This is a genomic window from Streptomyces sp. NPDC002232 (assembly GCF_042890295.1).
Classification (GTDB): Bacteria; Actinomycetota; Actinomycetes; order Streptomycetales; family Streptomycetaceae; genus Streptomyces.
Window position 1 is genome coordinate 15,717 of sequence record NZ_JBIARV010000001.1, and the last position, 16,107, is coordinate 31,823.

13 protein-coding genes are annotated in these 16,107 nt (G+C 73.3%); 9 read left to right on the forward strand and 4 right to left on the reverse strand.

The window, feature by feature from the left end:
- Positions 1-68 precede the first annotated feature (68 nt).
- The gene (locus ACFYXU_RS00060; protein WP_329850706.1) at positions 69-353 is read left to right on the forward strand and encodes a DUF397 domain-containing protein; all 285 of its coding nucleotides are present in this window, start codon (positions 69-71) and stop codon (positions 351-353) included.
- A gap of 66 nt (positions 354-419) precedes the next feature.
- Here the strand turns inward: ACFYXU_RS00060 and ACFYXU_RS00065 are convergent, their stop codons facing one another.
- From ACFYXU_RS00065 to eccB, 4 genes are all read right to left on the reverse strand, one after another.
- Entirely contained in the window at positions 420-710 is a 291-nt protein-coding gene (locus tag ACFYXU_RS00065; protein ID WP_329850705.1) for a WXG100 family type VII secretion target, read from the reverse strand.
- Positions 711-763: 53 nt separating this feature from the next.
- Positions 764-1,102, reverse strand: coding sequence for a WXG100 family type VII secretion target (locus ACFYXU_RS00070; protein ID WP_329850703.1), 339 nt, complete (start codon positions 1,100-1,102; stop codon positions 764-766).
- Between the two features lie 190 nt (positions 1,103-1,292).
- Entirely contained in the window at positions 1,293-2,558 is a 1,266-nt protein-coding gene (gene mycP / locus ACFYXU_RS00075; RefSeq protein WP_361396883.1) for a type VII secretion-associated serine protease mycosin, read from the reverse strand.
- Between the two features lie 13 nt (positions 2,559-2,571).
- The gene (gene eccB / locus ACFYXU_RS00080) at positions 2,572-4,119 is read right to left on the reverse strand and encodes a type VII secretion protein EccB (RefSeq protein WP_376515412.1); all 1,548 of its coding nucleotides are present in this window, start codon (positions 4,117-4,119) and stop codon (positions 2,572-2,574) included.
- Positions 4,120-4,309: 190 nt separating this feature from the next.
- Between eccB and eccE the strand changes: the two genes are divergently transcribed.
- The 8 genes from eccE to ACFYXU_RS00120 all read left to right on the forward strand — a co-directional run bounded on the left by eccE (position 4,310) and on the right by ACFYXU_RS00120 (position 16,033).
- Positions 4,310-5,614: a type VII secretion protein EccE gene (gene eccE / locus ACFYXU_RS00085; RefSeq protein ID WP_376515414.1), complete on the forward strand. Its 1,305-nt coding sequence runs from the start codon at positions 4,310-4,312 to the stop codon at positions 5,612-5,614.
- On the forward strand, positions 5,614-6,387 hold the full coding sequence (locus ACFYXU_RS00090) for a hypothetical protein (RefSeq protein ID WP_361396877.1): 774 nt from the start codon (positions 5,614-5,616) through the stop codon (positions 6,385-6,387). Before eccE ends, ACFYXU_RS00090 begins: the two co-directional genes overlap by 1 nt.
- Before the next feature lie 229 nt (positions 6,388-6,616).
- The gene (locus ACFYXU_RS00095; RefSeq protein ID WP_389455994.1) at positions 6,617-10,141 is read left to right on the forward strand and encodes an SCO5717 family growth-regulating ATPase; all 3,525 of its coding nucleotides are present in this window, start codon (positions 6,617-6,619) and stop codon (positions 10,139-10,141) included.
- A 192-nt stretch (positions 10,142-10,333) separates the two neighbouring features.
- Entirely contained in the window at positions 10,334-12,166 is a 1,833-nt protein-coding gene (locus ACFYXU_RS00100) for an ABC transporter substrate-binding protein (protein ID WP_389456714.1), read from the forward strand.
- A 3-nt stretch (positions 12,167-12,169) separates the two neighbouring features.
- The gene (locus ACFYXU_RS00105) at positions 12,170-13,231 is read left to right on the forward strand and encodes an ABC transporter permease (protein WP_376515421.1); all 1,062 of its coding nucleotides are present in this window, start codon (positions 12,170-12,172) and stop codon (positions 13,229-13,231) included.
- Complete coding sequence (locus ACFYXU_RS00110; RefSeq protein WP_329850694.1) at positions 13,228-14,112, forward strand: ABC transporter permease; 885 nt, start codon at positions 13,228-13,230, stop codon at positions 14,110-14,112. Before ACFYXU_RS00105 ends, ACFYXU_RS00110 begins: the two co-directional genes overlap by 4 nt.
- On the forward strand, positions 14,109-15,074 hold the full coding sequence (locus tag ACFYXU_RS00115; protein WP_376515424.1) for an ABC transporter ATP-binding protein: 966 nt from the start codon (positions 14,109-14,111) through the stop codon (positions 15,072-15,074). Before ACFYXU_RS00110 ends, ACFYXU_RS00115 begins: the two co-directional genes overlap by 4 nt.
- Complete coding sequence (locus ACFYXU_RS00120; protein WP_389455997.1) at positions 15,071-16,033, forward strand: ABC transporter ATP-binding protein; 963 nt, start codon at positions 15,071-15,073, stop codon at positions 16,031-16,033. Before ACFYXU_RS00115 ends, ACFYXU_RS00120 begins: the two co-directional genes overlap by 4 nt.
- Positions 16,034-16,107 lie beyond the last annotated feature (74 nt).

Sequence of the window (16,107 nt, forward strand, 5' to 3'; positions counted from 1 at the left end):
GCGGAGCGGTCCCTCCCACTACTGTGGGAGGGACCGCTCCGTCGTACGACCGCGAAGGGAAAGCGCCGATGACCGACGCCGCCGAGACCACCACCGAGAGCGCGGACGCCGCCCTGGCCGCCGAGAAGGAGCGCCAGAAGGAGGAGCTGTACGCGCTCGACATCTCGGGCGTCGCGTGGGAGGGCGCTCCGGGGACGAGCCCGGACGAGGAGCGCGTGGAGATCGCGCGGCTGCCCGGGGGCGCGGTGGCGATGCGCTCGTCCCTCGACAAGGAGACGGTGCTGCGCTACACGAAGGCCGAGTGGGACGCGTTCGTCCTGGGCGCCAGGGACGGCGAGTTCGACCTGCGGTGACGTCCGGACGCACGTGAGGGGTGGCCCGTGGGAACGGGCCACCCCTCATGCCGTGCGGGCGGGGACTCACATCATGCGGAAGCGCGCCGCGTTGCCCTTGTCGGTGTCCTGGTAGCCGACGACCGACTCGTCGAGGAGCTTGGCGATGCGCGCCAGGTCCTGGTTCATGCCGGACATGTCGCGGGTCAGGCGGTCCTGGCTCTCGCGGTACGCGATCTTCGCCTCACCCTCCCAGTTGGAGGCGACGCGGTTGACCTCGGCCATGAGGTCTTCCAGCCGCTGGGTGAGGGTGGTGGACGTGAGGCGGGTGTCGGCGGCCGCCTGCGTCACGGTGTCGTAATTGACCGCAGTGGTCATGGTGATGACTCCTGGAGTGAGAGTGGCGCGGAGGACTGTTCGGGTCGGACGGCTCAGACGCCCAGGATGGCGCTCTGGCCGCCACCGGAGCTGCTGTCCATCTGGCGGAAGGACCGGATGCGGTCCTCCTCCTGCTGCGAGAACCCGTCGGCGCTCATCCGCATGATCTCCTCGAGCTTCGAGAGCTCGGCGCGCATGCTGCGCAGGCGCTGGTTCAGGTCGTTCTGGACCCGGTCGTACTCCTTGCTCGCAGCGCCCTGCCAGCCCGCCTGAACGCGGTCCACCACACTGTTGAGAGAGGTGATGCGGGCCTGGAGCTCGTCGGAGAAGTCCTGGATCCGGCCGGCGAGCTTGACTTGTTCGGCACTGGTTACGTTCAGGTCTTTCGACATCTTGCCCCTTCTTCCTTCGGCGGCTGCGACGGACCGGCCGTCGTGCCTTCCGGTCTTGATGCGGACGGGAATCTTCTGATGCCGCCCCCGTGCTGGGTTCGCACTGCCGTGCCCCCAGCGGTCACTGTAGCCATTGACGGCGGCAGTTCCAACTGCAAAGGAAGGTCCCGATACTTGACCGGTACGCGCGTCACCGGGCCTCCCTTCCGCGGCGGCTGTCGCGGATCACGGTGGCGGTCCCGGCGACCACGGCCACCAGGACGCCTCCGATCCCCAACGTGTAGGTGGCGAGCCGTTCGGAGCGCTCCTGGGGCGTCTCCGACAGCGCCAGACGGGCCGGCTCGGGCGCCGGCGGCTTGGGCGGGCCAGGGTCGGGCTCGGGCGAGGACGCGGGCGTGCCGGGCTGGTCGGCGAGCGCCCGCACCGGGTCGACCACACCCCAACCGACGTATCCGTCGCGCCCGTTGACCGAGCGGACGGCGGTCTGCTCGATGCGGGTGACGATCTGGGCCACGCTCCAGCGCGGGTACTTGGCCTTCAGCAGGGCCGCGACGCCGGCGACGTACGGGGCGGAGAAGCTGGTGCCGTTGTCGACGCACTGGCCGCCGCCGGGGACCGTGGACACGATGTCGACGCCCGGCGCGGCGACGCCGACGAAGTCCCCGGGCTGGGAGAAGACGGCACGCTCGTTGTTGCGGTCCGAGGAGGCGACGGCGAGGACCCCGGGGAAGGCGGCGGGATAGGTCTTCTTGAACGTTCCGTCCATGCCGTCGTTGCCTGCGGAGGCGACCACGACGACGCCCTTCTCGATCGCCTTCGCGACCGACCTGGCCATGGTCGAGTCCGGGCCCAGCGGCTGGGTGGTGTCCTGCGAGATGTTGATGACGTCGGCGCCCTCGGCCACGGCGTGGTCGATCGCCAGCGCCATGGTGTCGGACTTGCCGCTGTTCTTCTCGTCGTTCTGCCGGATCGGGATGATCGTGGCCTCGGGGGCGAGGCCGACGAAGCCGGTGCCGCTGCGGGGGCGGGCCGCGATGATGCCGGCGACCTTGGTGCCGTGCCCGACCTCGTCGACGGTGCCGTCGGTCTTGCCGCGCTTGTCGTCGCCGTAGGAGGGGTTGTTCTTGTCGGGCTTGAGGTAGTCCTTGCCCGCCTTGGCGTCGACGGCGGGGGCGCGCAGCTGCGGGTTGACGTCGTCGACGCCGGTGTCGATGACGGCGACCCGGACGCCCTTGCCCTTGGTGTCCTGCCACAGCTCGTCCAGGAGGACCCGCTGGAGCGGCCAGGGGACGCCCTCGATCTGCTTCTTCATCGGGAAGGTGCACTCGCCGCTGCCGTCGAGGGCCGGGCCGTCCTGCCCCGGCGGGGCGGGGGCGGCGGCCGCGGCGGGAGCGGCGAGCAGTACGGCGAGGGTGCCCGCGGCGAGCAGGCCGGCCGCTCGGTGCGTCGTGGTCACCGGTGCCACCTCCTCAGGAACCCTGCGGCTGACGCGCGCTGTTGGTGTCGAGCCGCGGCCCCTTGGAGAGGAACTCCGACCATTCCATGGGCACGAGGACCGGCGTGACCTTCTCGTACCCGAGACGCTTCTGGGCGTCGCTGGGTTCCGGACGCCCGTCGGTCTGCTTCTGCTCCCCGGCGCCGATCTCGGAACGGGCGGAGTCGCTGTCGCCGTTGGCCTGGACGGCGTACCGCAGGCCGGTGTCGGTGACGAGGAAGAGGGAGCCGTCGGGCGCCTTCTGCCTGCCCTGGATCTGCGTGTAGAGGAGGCCGGTGCCGGGGGTGACGTACGTGCTGGTGCCGCCGGCCGTGATGTCGGCGGGGTAGTCGGCGCCGGCCCAGGTGGTGAGGGTGGTGCCGCCCTTCTCGTCGACGGAGGTGAGGACGTTGCACACGGTGTCCCGGGCGCCGGTGCCCGCGGCGGCGTTGATCGGCTTGCTGGACTGCCGCGTCGGCCAGTGGGCGTCGCCGTGGAAGACGGTGGGGTCCGGGACGAAGGAGGAGGCGTCGACGGTCACGCGGTCGCCGTCCATGTCGAGGACGCCGGTCTGCGGGGAGTTGATGAGCAGCCAGGCCGTGAAGGGCGTGACGGGCTGGACCTTGCCGGCGAGCACGACGTAGTCCTGGGGCCCGGCGCCGGTCTGGGCGCGCAGGACCATGCCGATCCGGTTCTCGGTGCCGGTGAGGGTGTTGCCGGGGATGCCGGCGGGTTCGCCGACCTGGCCGTCGATGTGGGGGAAGTCGATCGGGTCGCCGGTCTTCAGGGTGGCGAGCCAGTCGTCGGTGACGGCCTGCGGCTTCGTGCCGAGACCGACGAGGGCGGTCAGGAGTCCGGGCTGCTCGGCCTTCACCGGGTACTTGGTGCCGGTGTGGTCGATGAGGAACTGGGCGTTGTCCTTCTGTCCCTTGACGTACAGGACCTGGCCGTCCTTCAGCCGGCCGGCGCCCTCGGTGCGCTTGGCGTCGCGGTCGGCGAAGAGGAAGGTCGCCTTCTGGACGCTGGCGCCCTTCCCGCCGCCGGGCTGCTCGCAGACGGCCCAGCGCTTGGCCTTGCCCGCGTCCTCCGCGACGGGCAGCCGGTCGGGGGCGTACGGGATGCCGAGGATGGGTCCGCGCGGCGGGGTGCCCTCGTCCAGCTTCTTGTCGTCGACCTGGATGACCTGGAACTGGTCGGGGTTGAGCAGCAGCCGGGCGGAGGCGAGGTTGAGGACGGGGTGGAGCAGGGTCTTCTTGTCCTTGCCCTTGCCGGTCTCCAGGACGACGTACCGGGTCGTCGACTGCTTGCCGACGATGACCCGGGTGCCGGGGGTGTCCCAGCCCTTGGGGGCGGTCGGCTTGAACATGCCCCAGGCGCCGAATCCGGCGACGACGAGCGCGGCGGTGATCAGGCCGGGGACGACGGCGCGCAGCGGCTTCGGCGCCCCTTCCTCCGTACCGGAGGGCGAGGGTTGGAGGAATGCCGCCACCGTGCGCTTCTTCGCAAAGGTGTACGCGTTGAGCTCGTCCCGCCGCGATGCCATGAGTCCCCATTCTCGTCAGGCGCGATCTTCGCTCGGGGCCCCGGGGTGGTGACACCCGGGCCCCGGCCTTCGGACCGGCCCCCTACTATGCCTGCTGTCCCGTGGGGTTCGTGGGGCGGGTAGGGTGATCCGGCTGCCAAGGCCCTGGCGGGCCAGGGTCATCGGGACGAATTGAGGGGGATTCTCCATCATGGCTTCCGCGAGGCGGAGGCGGCCCGGCGCGGCCGCTGCCTCCCCACCCCCGCCCACGGGTCCTGCCCCCGCGGTCTCACCGAGACTCCAGGCACGTCCCGGACACTTCGGGTCGTTCCGATTGCAACAGCTCGTACTGATCGAGGTGGCCGCCGCTCTGCTGCTGCTCGCCTGGGTCGTCGAGCCGATGCTCCTCGTCCCCGCGGGCGTGGTCGCCGTGGTGCTGGTGCTGCTGGCCGTGGTGCGCCGTCACCGGCGTTCGCTGCCCGAGTGGCTCGGAACCTTCCTCGCGCTGCGGGCCCGTTCGCGCCGCGCCTCCTCCTTCACCGTCCCCGAGGGAACCGAGCCGGGGCTCGCGCCGCTCGTGGAGTGCGATCCCGCGCTGCGGACGTACGCCTACAGCGACCGCGACCGGCGTCCGGTCGGCATGGTCGGCGACGGCACCTTCGTGACCGCCGTCCTGCGCGTCGAGTCCGAGGGCACGGCGCTGCGTCCCGACCGCGCGGCGCGGCCGCTGCCCGTCGGGCTCGTCCGGGACGTGCTGAGCGTGGACGGCATACGGCTGGAGTCGGCGCAGATCGTGCAGCACACGCAGCCGGCGCCCGCGCCGCACCTGCCCGCGCAGTCGATGGCCGCCCGCAACTACGGGCCGCTCCAGGCGCAGACGGGTTCGCCCGCGGTCCGGATCACCTGGATCGCGCTCAAGCTCGACCCCGAGCTCTGCCCGGAGGCGGTCGCCGCGCGCGGTGGCGGCATGACCGGCGCGCAGAAGTGCGTGGTCCGGGCGGCGGACCAGCTGGCGAGCCGCCTCGCGGGCGCCGGGTTCCGGGCGAGCGTGCTGACGGAGCAGGAGCTGACCGCCGCGCTGGCCACGTCGAGCTGCGCGAGCCCGATGGCGATCGCGCAGGCGGGCCGGGGGCAGGCCCAGGGGCGCCGGACCCAGGAGACCGCGCGGACCTGGCGGGTGGACGACCGGCGGCACACCACGTACTGGGTGGGGCGCTGGCCCCAGTTGGGCGGCCGGAGCGGCGGCGCGGGCGCGTCGATGCCGCAGCTGGTGGCCCTGCTGACCTCGCTGCCCGCGCTCGCGACCACGTTCAGCCTGACGCTCAGCGGCGGGGACCGGCAGGAGGTGACGGTGACCGGACACGTACGGATCACCGGGCGCAGCGACGAGGAACTGGTGGCCGCGCGGCACGAGCTGGAGCGTGCGGCGCGCGGGGTGAGGACCGGTCTGGTGCGCCTCGACCGGGAACAGGTGCCCGGCATCCTGGCGACGCTCCCGCTGGGAGGTGCCCGCTGATGTCCACCGCTTCCTTCGGTACGTCCCCGGCCTCGGGCGCCTCTTCCGCTCCGCGTACGGGGCGGGCCGCGCGGCCCCGCTTCGGTTTCGGGCTCGTCGGGCCCCGCCGCGACCGGCACTCCCTCCCCCTGGAACAGCTGGAGGCGCTGGCCCTGCCGGTCGGCGACGACGGCATGGTGATCGGCGTGGACGCCGAGAACCGTCCGGCCGTGCTGGGCATCAACCGGCCCGTCCCGTACGACGTGACCCTCATCGGCGGTCTGTGGACCGCGCAGGTGCTGGCGCTGCGGGCGGCGGCGACGGGGGCCCGGGTGGCGGTCGAGACCGGCCGCGCGCAGGCGTGGACGGCGCTCGCGCAGGCGGCGGGCGGCGGCCAGCCGTGCATCACGCTGCACGACGTGGGCCGGGTGCCGCCGCAGGGCGCGTCCGCCGGCAGTCCGGTGGTCGTGGTCCGCGACTGCGGCATGCGGCCGCCGCGCGGCCGGGTGGTGTCGGCGCCCTGGCAGTCGGTGGTGACGCTGCTGCCGTATCTGAGCCCGGTCGCGCCCCGTCTCCTGGAGAAGTCCTCGCTCGTCGGGGTCCAGCGGGTCTCCCCGGACGAGGCGGCCCAGATCGGCCGCATCATGAGCCTGCCGCAGCACGAGTACGAGGCGCTGTCCACGCTCGCCGACGGGGTCACCCTCTGGTGCACGCAGGGCGACCGCCAGTTCGTGATGACGCAGGCGACGGACCCCGAGACAGGATTGTTGGGCGCCGCGCGCCGGATGGACTGAGCGGGTCCGTCCCACGACGGCATCGCTCAAGTACGTCCCTTTTTGCATCGTTTTGAACGGTGGGGGTTCTCACTCTGCGCCGCACATGGGCCACTTGGGGCCCGGGAGCGGGTCGCGGAGGCGGGCGCGGAGGGCTTGTCGGGCCTGCCCCGGGGCGGCTCGCGGCGATTAGGGTGGAAGGGCCCCGCCCACCACGGCACAAGGGTGCTCGACCACACCAGGAGGCAAAGTGAACGGCGATCGCGACGAGATCCACGGGGGTTGGAATCCGCCCGCCGACGATCAGTCCGACGCGGATCCCGCCGAGATGACGGGTGAGTTCACCATCGACTACACCCCGCCCGCCTGGTACACGCAGAACGCGTCGGGCGGTGCGGGGACGGGCGGTGTCACTCCCCCGCCGCCGAGCGGAGCGCCGGTCGCCCTGCCCGGCGTCCCGGCGGGCAGCGGCTTCGAGCCCGGCTGGAACGTCGCGCCGCCGGCCCCGCCGGCGCCCGCTCCGACGCCCCCGCCGGCCGCGCCCGTCACCCCCGCCCCGTTCCAGCCGACCCCTCCGGTCCCGCCGGCCGTCGCGGTTCCTCCCGCGGGCTTTCCGCCGGTGACCACTCCCCCGGCGGGGGTTCCCGCGCCTCCCGCTCCTCCCGTGGGGGTTCCCGCTCCTGGTGCCGGCACTCCGCCGAGCACGCCGGTGCCTGGTGCGCCCGTTCCTGGTGTGCCGGTGCCCGGCGCGTCTCTTCCTGGTGCTCCCGTGCCCGGTGCTCCGGTGCCTGGTGCGCCCGTTCCTGGTACGCCCGTGTCGGGTGTGCCGGTGCCTGGCGCGTCTCTTCCTGGTGCTCCCGTACCCGGTACACCGGCGCCCGGTGCGCACGCGCCCGGTGCTCCCGCGCCCGGGATGCCGGTGCATGGTGCCCCCGTGCCCGAGGCCTCCACGCCCGGTGGATCGCTGCCGCCCGCCGCCGTGCCTCCCGTCGCCCCGGCGCCCGCGCCCGAGACGTCCGCGCCCTCGGCCTCCTTCGGGGCCGGGGACGTCGAGAGCGGCGCCACCATGCGCTTCTCCCCGGCCGCCCTCCAGCGCGAGATCGAGGAGCGCACGGCCGAGAACGCCACGGCAGCCACGACCGCGTCGGCCGCCGAGAGCACGGAGAGCACCGCCGGCACCGAGAGCAGCGCCAGCGCCGCCGGCACCGAGGCGGCGGAGCGCGCCGACGCCGTCGAGGACTCCGCTCCGGACTCCCCCGTCGCCGAGGCGGCCGAGGCCGAGGTCCCCGCCGACGGCACGGACGAGGACCCGACCGCCGGTGCCCCCGACGCCCCGGGCGCGACGGACACCGAGGACGCCACCGTCACCGCCGGCTCCGAGGAGACCGTCGAGGCCGCCGGTGACGCCGTCGTCGGCCCGCGGGACGAGTCGGCCGCACCCGACGCCGAGCCGGAGACGGCCGCGCCGCAGGCCCCTGACGCCGAGCCCGCGGCTGCCGCCGCCCCTCTCCCCGCCGCCCAGCCCGTCGCCGACGCGCCCCAGGGCTTCGGGCCGGGCGCGGCCCCCGGCCCGTACGACTCCGCCGGTCAGCAGGCGGGCGGCGCCCCCGGGCCGTTCCCCGGCAGCCCCTACCCGGCGCCCCAGGCCGGTGCGCCCGGACCGTACCCCGCGCCCTACCCGGCCCCCGGCGCCCCGGGCGGCGCGGGCCTGCCGCCGCTGCCGCCGTCCTTCCAGCCGGCCGCGCCCGAGCCCGCGCAGCAGTGGCCCGCGCAGCCCGCGCCGGGTGCCCAGCCGCTGCCGCCCACCGCCGCCTGGCCGCCCCCGGAGGTGCCGGCGCCGGGCGCGCCCGCCCCCGTACCCCCGCAGGCCCAGCCCCAGGCGCCCGGCGCGTACGGATACCCGCAGCCCCCGCAGGGCGGTTACGGCTTCCCCCAGCCGGAGACGCCTCCGCAGCAGGCGGGCTACGGCTACCCGCAGCAGCCCGGCGGTGTCCCGCCGCAGGCCCAGGCGCCCGGCGGCTACGGCTACCCGCACCCCGGAGCCGTACCCCCGCAGGCAGCCCAGGCCCCGCAGCCGCAGCCGCAGCCGCAGTACGACGGTCAGCCGCCGGTGGATCCGCGGACCGGCGCCGCCTGGCCCTCGCCGGTGACGCACGACCAGCGGGAACGCTCCGTGCCGGGCGCGCCGCTCGGCTACAACGCGGCTGTCGAGCTCTCCTCCGACCGCCTGCTGCGCAACAACAAGCAGAAGCCCAAGTCCAGCCGGAACCCCGGCGCCGCCAACCGCTTCAAGCTCGGCGGCAAGCGGGAGGAGGCGGAGCGGCAGCGGAAGCTGGACCTGATCCGCACGCCGGTCCTCTCCTGCTACCGGATCGCGGTCATCTCGCTCAAGGGCGGTGTCGGCAAGACCACGACGACCACCGCGCTCGGCGCGACCCTCGCCACCGAGCGGCAGGACAAGATCCTGGCGATCGACGCGAACCCGGACGCCGGAACGCTGGGCCGCCGGGTGCGGCGCGAGACCGGGGCGACCATCCGCGACCTGGTGCAGGCGATCCCGTACCTGCACTCGTACATGGACATCCGCCGGTTCACCTCGCAGGCCCCGTCGGGCCTGGAGATCCTCGCCAACGACGTGGACCCGGCCGTCTCGACGACGTTCAACGACGAGGACTACCGGCGCGCGATCGACGTCCTCGGCAAGCAGTATCCGATCATCCTCACCGACTCGGGCACCGGCCTGCTCTACAGCGCCATGCGCGGGGTCCTCGACCTCGCGGACCAGCTGATCATCATCTCCACGCCCTCCGTGGACGGCGCCTCCAGCGCCTCGACGACGCTGGACTGGCTCTCCGCGCACGGCTACGCGGACCTGGTGCAGCGCTCCATCACGGTCATCTCCGGGGTCCGCGAGACCGGCAAGATGATCAAGGTCGAGGACATCGTGCAGCACTTCCAGACCCGCTGCCGCGGTGTCGTGGTCGTGCCCTTCGACGAGCACCTGGCGGCCGGCGCCGAGGTGGACCTCGACATGATGCGGCCGAAGACCCGGGAGGCGTACTTCCACCTCTCGGCGATGGTCGCCGAGGACTTCTCGCGCGCGCAGCAGGCACAGGGGCTGTGGACCGGCGACGGCCAGGGCGCGATGCCGCCGCACATGGCCCCGCCGATGCCGGGCCACCAGGGACCGGGCCAGCCCGTGCCGGGGCAGTTCGCGCCGGGGCAGCCGGGACAGCCGATGCCCGGCCAGCAGCACCCCGGGCAGTTCCCGCCCGGACAGCCGGGGCCGGGGCAGTTCGCCCCCGGGCAGCCGGTGCCGGGGCAGTTCCCGCCCGGACAGCCGGTCCCGGGACAGCCGGTTCCCGGTCAGTTCGCGCCCGCACAGCCGGTTCCCGGGCAGCCGTACGCTCCCCAGGCGCCGCAGCCCGGTCAGCCGTACCCGCAGCAGCCGGGGCAGCCGTACCCGCAGCAGGCGTACCCCCAGCCGGGTCAGCCGCAGTCCGGACAGCCGATGCCGGGTCAGGTGCCGGGGCAGGCCGGTCCGATGCCGGGTCAGTTCGCCCCCGGGCAGCCCGTCCCGGGTCAGCCGTACGGCCCCCCGGCGGGTCAGCCGTACCCGCCGTACCCGCCGCAGCCGGGCCTGCCGGGGCAGCCCGGCGTGCCGCCGGCCTGGCAGCAGCCGCAGGACGGCGGCGAGCCCCAGCCGGGCCGGCCGCTGCCCCCGCAGGCGGACCCGCAGGGCCCCGGGCAGGCGCCGCCAGCCCCTCAGCAGTAGGGCGTCACAGGATTAGACCAATGAGGCTCCGTATCGGCTCACCGATACGGAGCCTCTTGGCGTTCCCGCAGACCACAAGGGGTTTGAGCGATCGTTGACGACGGCAGACCACCGCTGATACACCTTCGCTTCACCCATCGTCAGCCCAAGATCCACGACAGAAACTCCGACGCGAGGTCACGTCCCATGGTCATGGTCACGAAGGCTCCACCCCGTCCCGCCCCCGCCCGCAGAGCCCTGCGGCTGCTGCTCGCCACCGGCGTCGTCGCCGGCTCCCTCGTCGTCGCCCCCGGCACCGCGCAGGCGGAGGACGGAAAGTCCGGCGGCACCACCCTCACGGTCGCCGTCTCGCAGAGCATCGACTCGCTGAGCCCGTTCCTCGCCCAGAAGCTCACCTCGACCAGCATCCACCGGCTGGCGTACGAGTACCTCACCAACTACGACCCGAAGGACGCCCACACCGTCCCGGGTCTGGCGACCGCGTGGACGTCGTCGCCCGACAAGCTGACGTGGACGTACACGATCCGCAAGGACTCGACCTGGTCCGACGGGCAGCGGGCCACCGCCGAGGACGCGGCCTGGACCTTCAACAAGATGATGACCGACCCGAACGCCGCCACCGCCAACGGCAGCTTCACGGCCAACTTCGCCCAGGTCACCGCGCCCGACCCGCAGACGCTGGTCATCCGGCTGAAGAAGCCCCAGGCGACGATGACGGCCCTCGACGTGCCGATCGTGCCGAAGCACGTGTGGGAGAAGGTCACCGACTTCTCCAAGTTCAACAACGACAAGACCTTCCCGATCGTGGGGAACGGGCCCTTCGTCATCACGGACTACAAGGTCGACCAGTACATCAAGCTCAAGCCGAACGAGAAGTTCTGGCGGGGCGCGCCGAAGTTCGACGAGCTGGTCTTCAAGTACTACAAGGACGGCGACGCCGCCGTCGCCGCCCTCCAGAAGGGCGAGGTCTCCTTCGTACCGAACCTGACGCCCGCCCAGGCCGCGGCGCTGAAGACGCAGAAGGACATCAAGGTCAACGACGCCCCCGGCCGCCGCTTCTACGCCCTCGCCACCAACCCGGGCGCGAAGGCCCAGGACGGGAAGACGTTCGGCAACGGCAGCAAGGCGCTGCTCGACCCGGAGGTCCGCAAGGCGCTCTTCCTCGCGGTCGACCGCGCCACCCTCGTCGACAAGGTCTTCCAGGGTCACGCCGTCGAGGGCGAGGGGTACATCCCGCCGCGCTTCGGCTCGTACTTCTGGAAGCCGGAGGGCGCGCAGAAGCGGGCGTACGACCCGGCCGCGGCGGAGAAGGTGCTCGACGCCGCCGGATACCGCAAGGACGCCGCCGGCAAGCGCCTCGGCAAGGACGGCAGACCGCTGGAGCTGCGGATCCTCTGTCACGCCACCGACCCGAACGACAAGGCCGTCGGCAAGTACCTCCAGGAGTGGTGGGGCAAGCTCGGCATCGGCCTGAAGGTCGAGTGCCTCGACAGCGTCTCCGACCCCTGGGTCAAGGGCGACTACGACCTCGCCTTCGACGGCTGGTCCGTCAACCCCGACCCGGACTACGTCCTCTCGATCCACACCTGCGGCACCCTCCCGACCACGCCGAAGGACTCCGGCGCCACCGACAACTTCATCTGCGACAAGGAGTTCGACGGGCTCTACGCGCAGCAGGCGGTGGAGTACGACGCGGCCAAGCGGGCGGATCTGGTGAAGCGGATGCAGTCCCGGCTGTACGACACGGGGTACATGAACATCATGGCCTACCCGAACGCCCTGGAGGCGTACCGCACGGACCAGATCAAGTCCATCACGACCATGCCCGAGGCCGCGGGGAACCTGTGGGGCCAGGACGGCTACTGGAGCTGGTGGTCGGCCGTGCCCACGGCGCGGGCCGAGGGCTCCGACGGCGGCTCCTCCGCCGGGGTGGTCGTCGGCATCGTCGCGGCCGTGGTGGTCGTGGTCGGCGTCGGCGCCTTCCTCGGGATCCGGCGCCGCTCCACCGCCGACGACCGCGAGTAGTACGTGACGACGGCAAGCACCCCCGCCGACGTGGCGCGGGCCGAGAAGGCCCGCGCCACGGACGGCGCACACCGCACCGGTTCCTCCCTCGGCTATCTCCGCCACGCGGCGGGAAAGCTGGGCGGCGCGCTCGTCTCGCTCCTCGCCGTGCTGGTCACCAGCTTCTTCCTCTTCCGGATCATCCCCGGTGACCCGGTGAAGGCGATGACCCACGGCATCCCCACCTCCGCCGAACAACTCGCCACCCTGCGCCGCCAGTTCGGTCTCGACCTGCCGCTGTGGCAGCAGTTCACCGACTACTGCGCGAAGGCGCTCAGCGGCGACCTCGGCACCTCTTTCCAGTTCCGCGCCCCCGTCGGGGACCTCATCGCGGAGAAGCTCCCGGCGACGCTCCTGCTCACCGGGATCGCCGTGGTGATCTACTCCGCGCTCGGACTCTGGCTGGGCACCCGCTCGGCCTGGCGGCACGGCGGACTCGGCGACCGGCTGAACACCGGGATCGCCCTGACCCTGTGGTCGGTGCCGTCCTTCTGGCTCGGGCTGCTCCTCATCATCTTCTTCTCGGTGGGCATCGGCCCGATCCCCGGCCTCTTCCCGACCGGCGGCATGGAGTCCGGGACGGGCGAGACCGGCTTCGCGTACGTCCTGGACGTCGCGCACCACCTGGTGCTGCCCGTGGTCACGCTCGTCGCCGTCGGGTACGCGCAGACGCTCCTCGTGATGCGCTCCTCGCTGCTCGACGAGATGGGCGGCGACTACCTGACGACCGCGCGGGCGAAGGGGCTGCGGGACGACGCCGTGCGGCGCCGGCACGCCGTGCCGAACGCGCTGCTGCCGACCGTGACCATGATCTTCATCAACCTGGGCCATGTGGCCGCCGGTTCGATCCTGGTGGAGACGGTGTTCTCCTGGCCGGGGCTCGGCGGGCTCTTCTACCAGGCGCTGAGCGTGCCCGACCTGCCGCTCGTGCAGGGCCTCTTCGTCGTCTTCGCCGGCGCGATGATCCTGATGAACCTGCTCGCCGACCTGCTCTATCCGCTGCTCGACCCCCGGGTGGGCCGATGACCTCTCTCACGTGGGAACGCCGCAAGGGCTCGGCCACCCGCTTCTGGAAGCAGTACCGCACCCACCGCGCCGGGCTGTACGGGCTCCTCGGCCTCGCCCTGATCGCCCTGCTCGCGCTCGCCGCCCCGCTCGTCGTCGGCTCCGACGTGCAGTCGGTGACCCGGGCGCCGGGCACGGCGCTGGAGCCACCGAGCGCCGCCTTCCCGCTCGGCACCGACCAGTTCGGGCGCTCGCTGCTCGGCCTGCTGATCTGGGGCGCCCGGATCTCGCTGCTCGTCGGCCTGCTCGCGGCCGCCCTCTCGGTCGCGATCGGGACCCTGGTCGGCATCATCGCCGGGCACTACGGCGGCTGGTTCTCGACCGTCGTCATGCGGATCACCGACTGGTTCCTGGTGATGCCGACGCTGGTGCTCGCGATCGTCCTCGCCACCGTCATGTCCCGGTCGATGTGGACGGTGGTCCTGGCGATCGGCGTGACCTCCTGGCCGACCACCGCCCGCCTCGTCCGGGCGCAGACCATCGCGGTGGAGTCCCGCCCCTACATCGAACGGGCCACCGCCCTCGGCGGCGGGCACCGGCACGTCATGACCCGGCACGTGCTGCCGAACGTGATGCCGCTGGTGCTCGCGCAGACCACCCTCGGCATCTCGACCGCCATCCTCACCGAGGCGACCCTCGCCTTCCTCGGCCTCGGCGACCCCACGGTGGTCTCCTGGGGCGGAATGCTCCAGGACGCCCGGGAGGCGGGCGCCGTCTCCTCCGGCCACTGGTGGTACCTGGCCCCGCCCGGGATCGCGATCGCCCTGGTCGCGCTCGCGTTCACGCTGTGCGGCCGGACCGTGGAATCCGTGCTGAACCCGAAGCTGGGGGTGGGGCGATGAGCCTCCTGGAGGTGCGGGACCTGCGCGTGACCTACGGCTCGGGCGCGAACGCCGTCCCCGCCGTGCGCGGGGTGGACCTGACCCTGGAGCCGGGGACCAAGCTGGGCGTCGCCGGCGAGTCGGGCTGCGGCAAGTCGACGCTCGCGCTGGCGCTGCTGCGCCTGCTCCCGTCCTCGGCGCGGGTCGAGGGCGAGATCCTGCTCGACGGCGACGACGTCCTGTCCCTGTCGTGGGGCCGGCTGCGGGCGGTGCGCTGGGCCGGCGCGTCGATCGTCTTCCAGGGCGCGATGCACTCGCTGAACGCGGTGCACCGCATCGGGGACCAGATCGCCGAGCCCCTGCTCGTGCACGGCCGGGCGACCCCCGCGGCGGCCCGCACCCGGGTCGGCGAACTGCTCGAACACGTCGGGCTCCCGGCCGCCCGGGCCGCCGCCTATCCGCACGAGCTGTCCGGCGGTCAGCGGCAGCGCGTGATGATCGCGATGGCCCTCGCCTGCGACCCGCGCCTGATCGTCGCGGACGAGCCGACGACCGCGCTCGACGTGATGATCCAGGCGCAGATCCTGCGGCTGATCGAGCGGCTCGTCGCCGAGCAGTCCATCAGCCTGCTGATGATCAGCCACGACCTGGCGGTCCTCGCCGACACCTGCGACCGGCTCGCCGTGATGTACGCCGGCCGGGTCGTGGAGGAGGGACCGGCCCGGGCGGTGTACGAGGCGGCCGCGCACCCGTACGGGCGGGCGCTGTCCTCGGCCTTCCCGCGCATCGGGGACCCGGCGTCCCGGCGGGCGCCGCGCGGGCTCCCGGGCGACCCGCCGGACCCGGCCGACCTGCCCGGCGGCTGCACCTTCCATCCGCGCTGCCCGGTGGCGGTGGACGCCTGCGCGGAGCTCGATCAGGAACTGCGGGAGGCGGGCGCCGGGCGCCGGGCCGCCTGCGTACACGTGGGGAGCACGGCATGAGCCTCCTGTCGGCGCGCGGGCTGCGCGTCACCTTCCCCGGCCGCCGGGGCGCGCCGCCCGCGCGCGCGGTGGACGGGGTGGACCTGGACATCGGCGCCGGGGAGATCGTGGCCCTGGTCGGCGAGTCCGGCTGCGGCAAGACGACGCTGGCCCGCTCCCTGCTCGGCCTGGTCCGGCCCACGGCGGGCGCGGTCACCTTCGACGGACGGCCGCTCGCGTACTCCTCCGGGGCGCTGCGGGCCTACCGGAAGCGGGCCCAGCTGGTCCTCCAGGACCCGAGCGGCTCGCTCAACCCCCGGCACACGGTGTACGAGGCGGTGGCGGAGGGGCTGCGGATCCACGGGTACCGGGGGGACGAGCGGACGGCCGTCGGCGAGGCCCTCGCCCGGGCCGGGCTGCGGCCCCCGGAGCGCTTCTTCCTGCGTTACCCGCACGAGCTGTCCGGCGGTCAGCGGCAGCGCGTGGTCATCGCGGGCGCGCTGGTCCTGGAGCCCGAACTGATCGTCGCGGACGAGCCGGTGGCGTCCCTGGACGCGTCCGTACGGGGCGAGATCCTGGCGCTGCTGCTGCGACTGCGCGACGAACTCGGCCTGTCGGCGCTGGTGGTGACGCACGACCTCGGTCTCGCGTGGAACATCGCGGACCGGGTGGCCGTGATGTACCTGGGCCGGGTCGTGGAGACCGGCACGGTGGAGTCCGTCCTGACGAACCCTCAGCACCCTTACACCCGGGCCCTGTTGTCCGTGCTTCCGGAGTCGGAGAGCGCCCCGGTGCTGCTGACCGGCGAGCCGCCGGACCCGTCCCGCATCCCGTCCGGCTGCCGCTTCCACGCCCGCTGCCAGCTCCTCGCCTCGGGAGAGGCGGCGGCGGTGGCGGACCGCTGCCGAGCCGAGGACCTACCGGTCCTGCCGGGGGCGGGGGAACGCTCGGTGGCCTGCCACTGGGTGACCCAGGCCTGACGCCGCGCCCGCCCGTTGTGAGCCGCGCCCCGCCCGTTGTGGGCAGGCGTTCCGCAAGGGGCGGAACGGGTGGG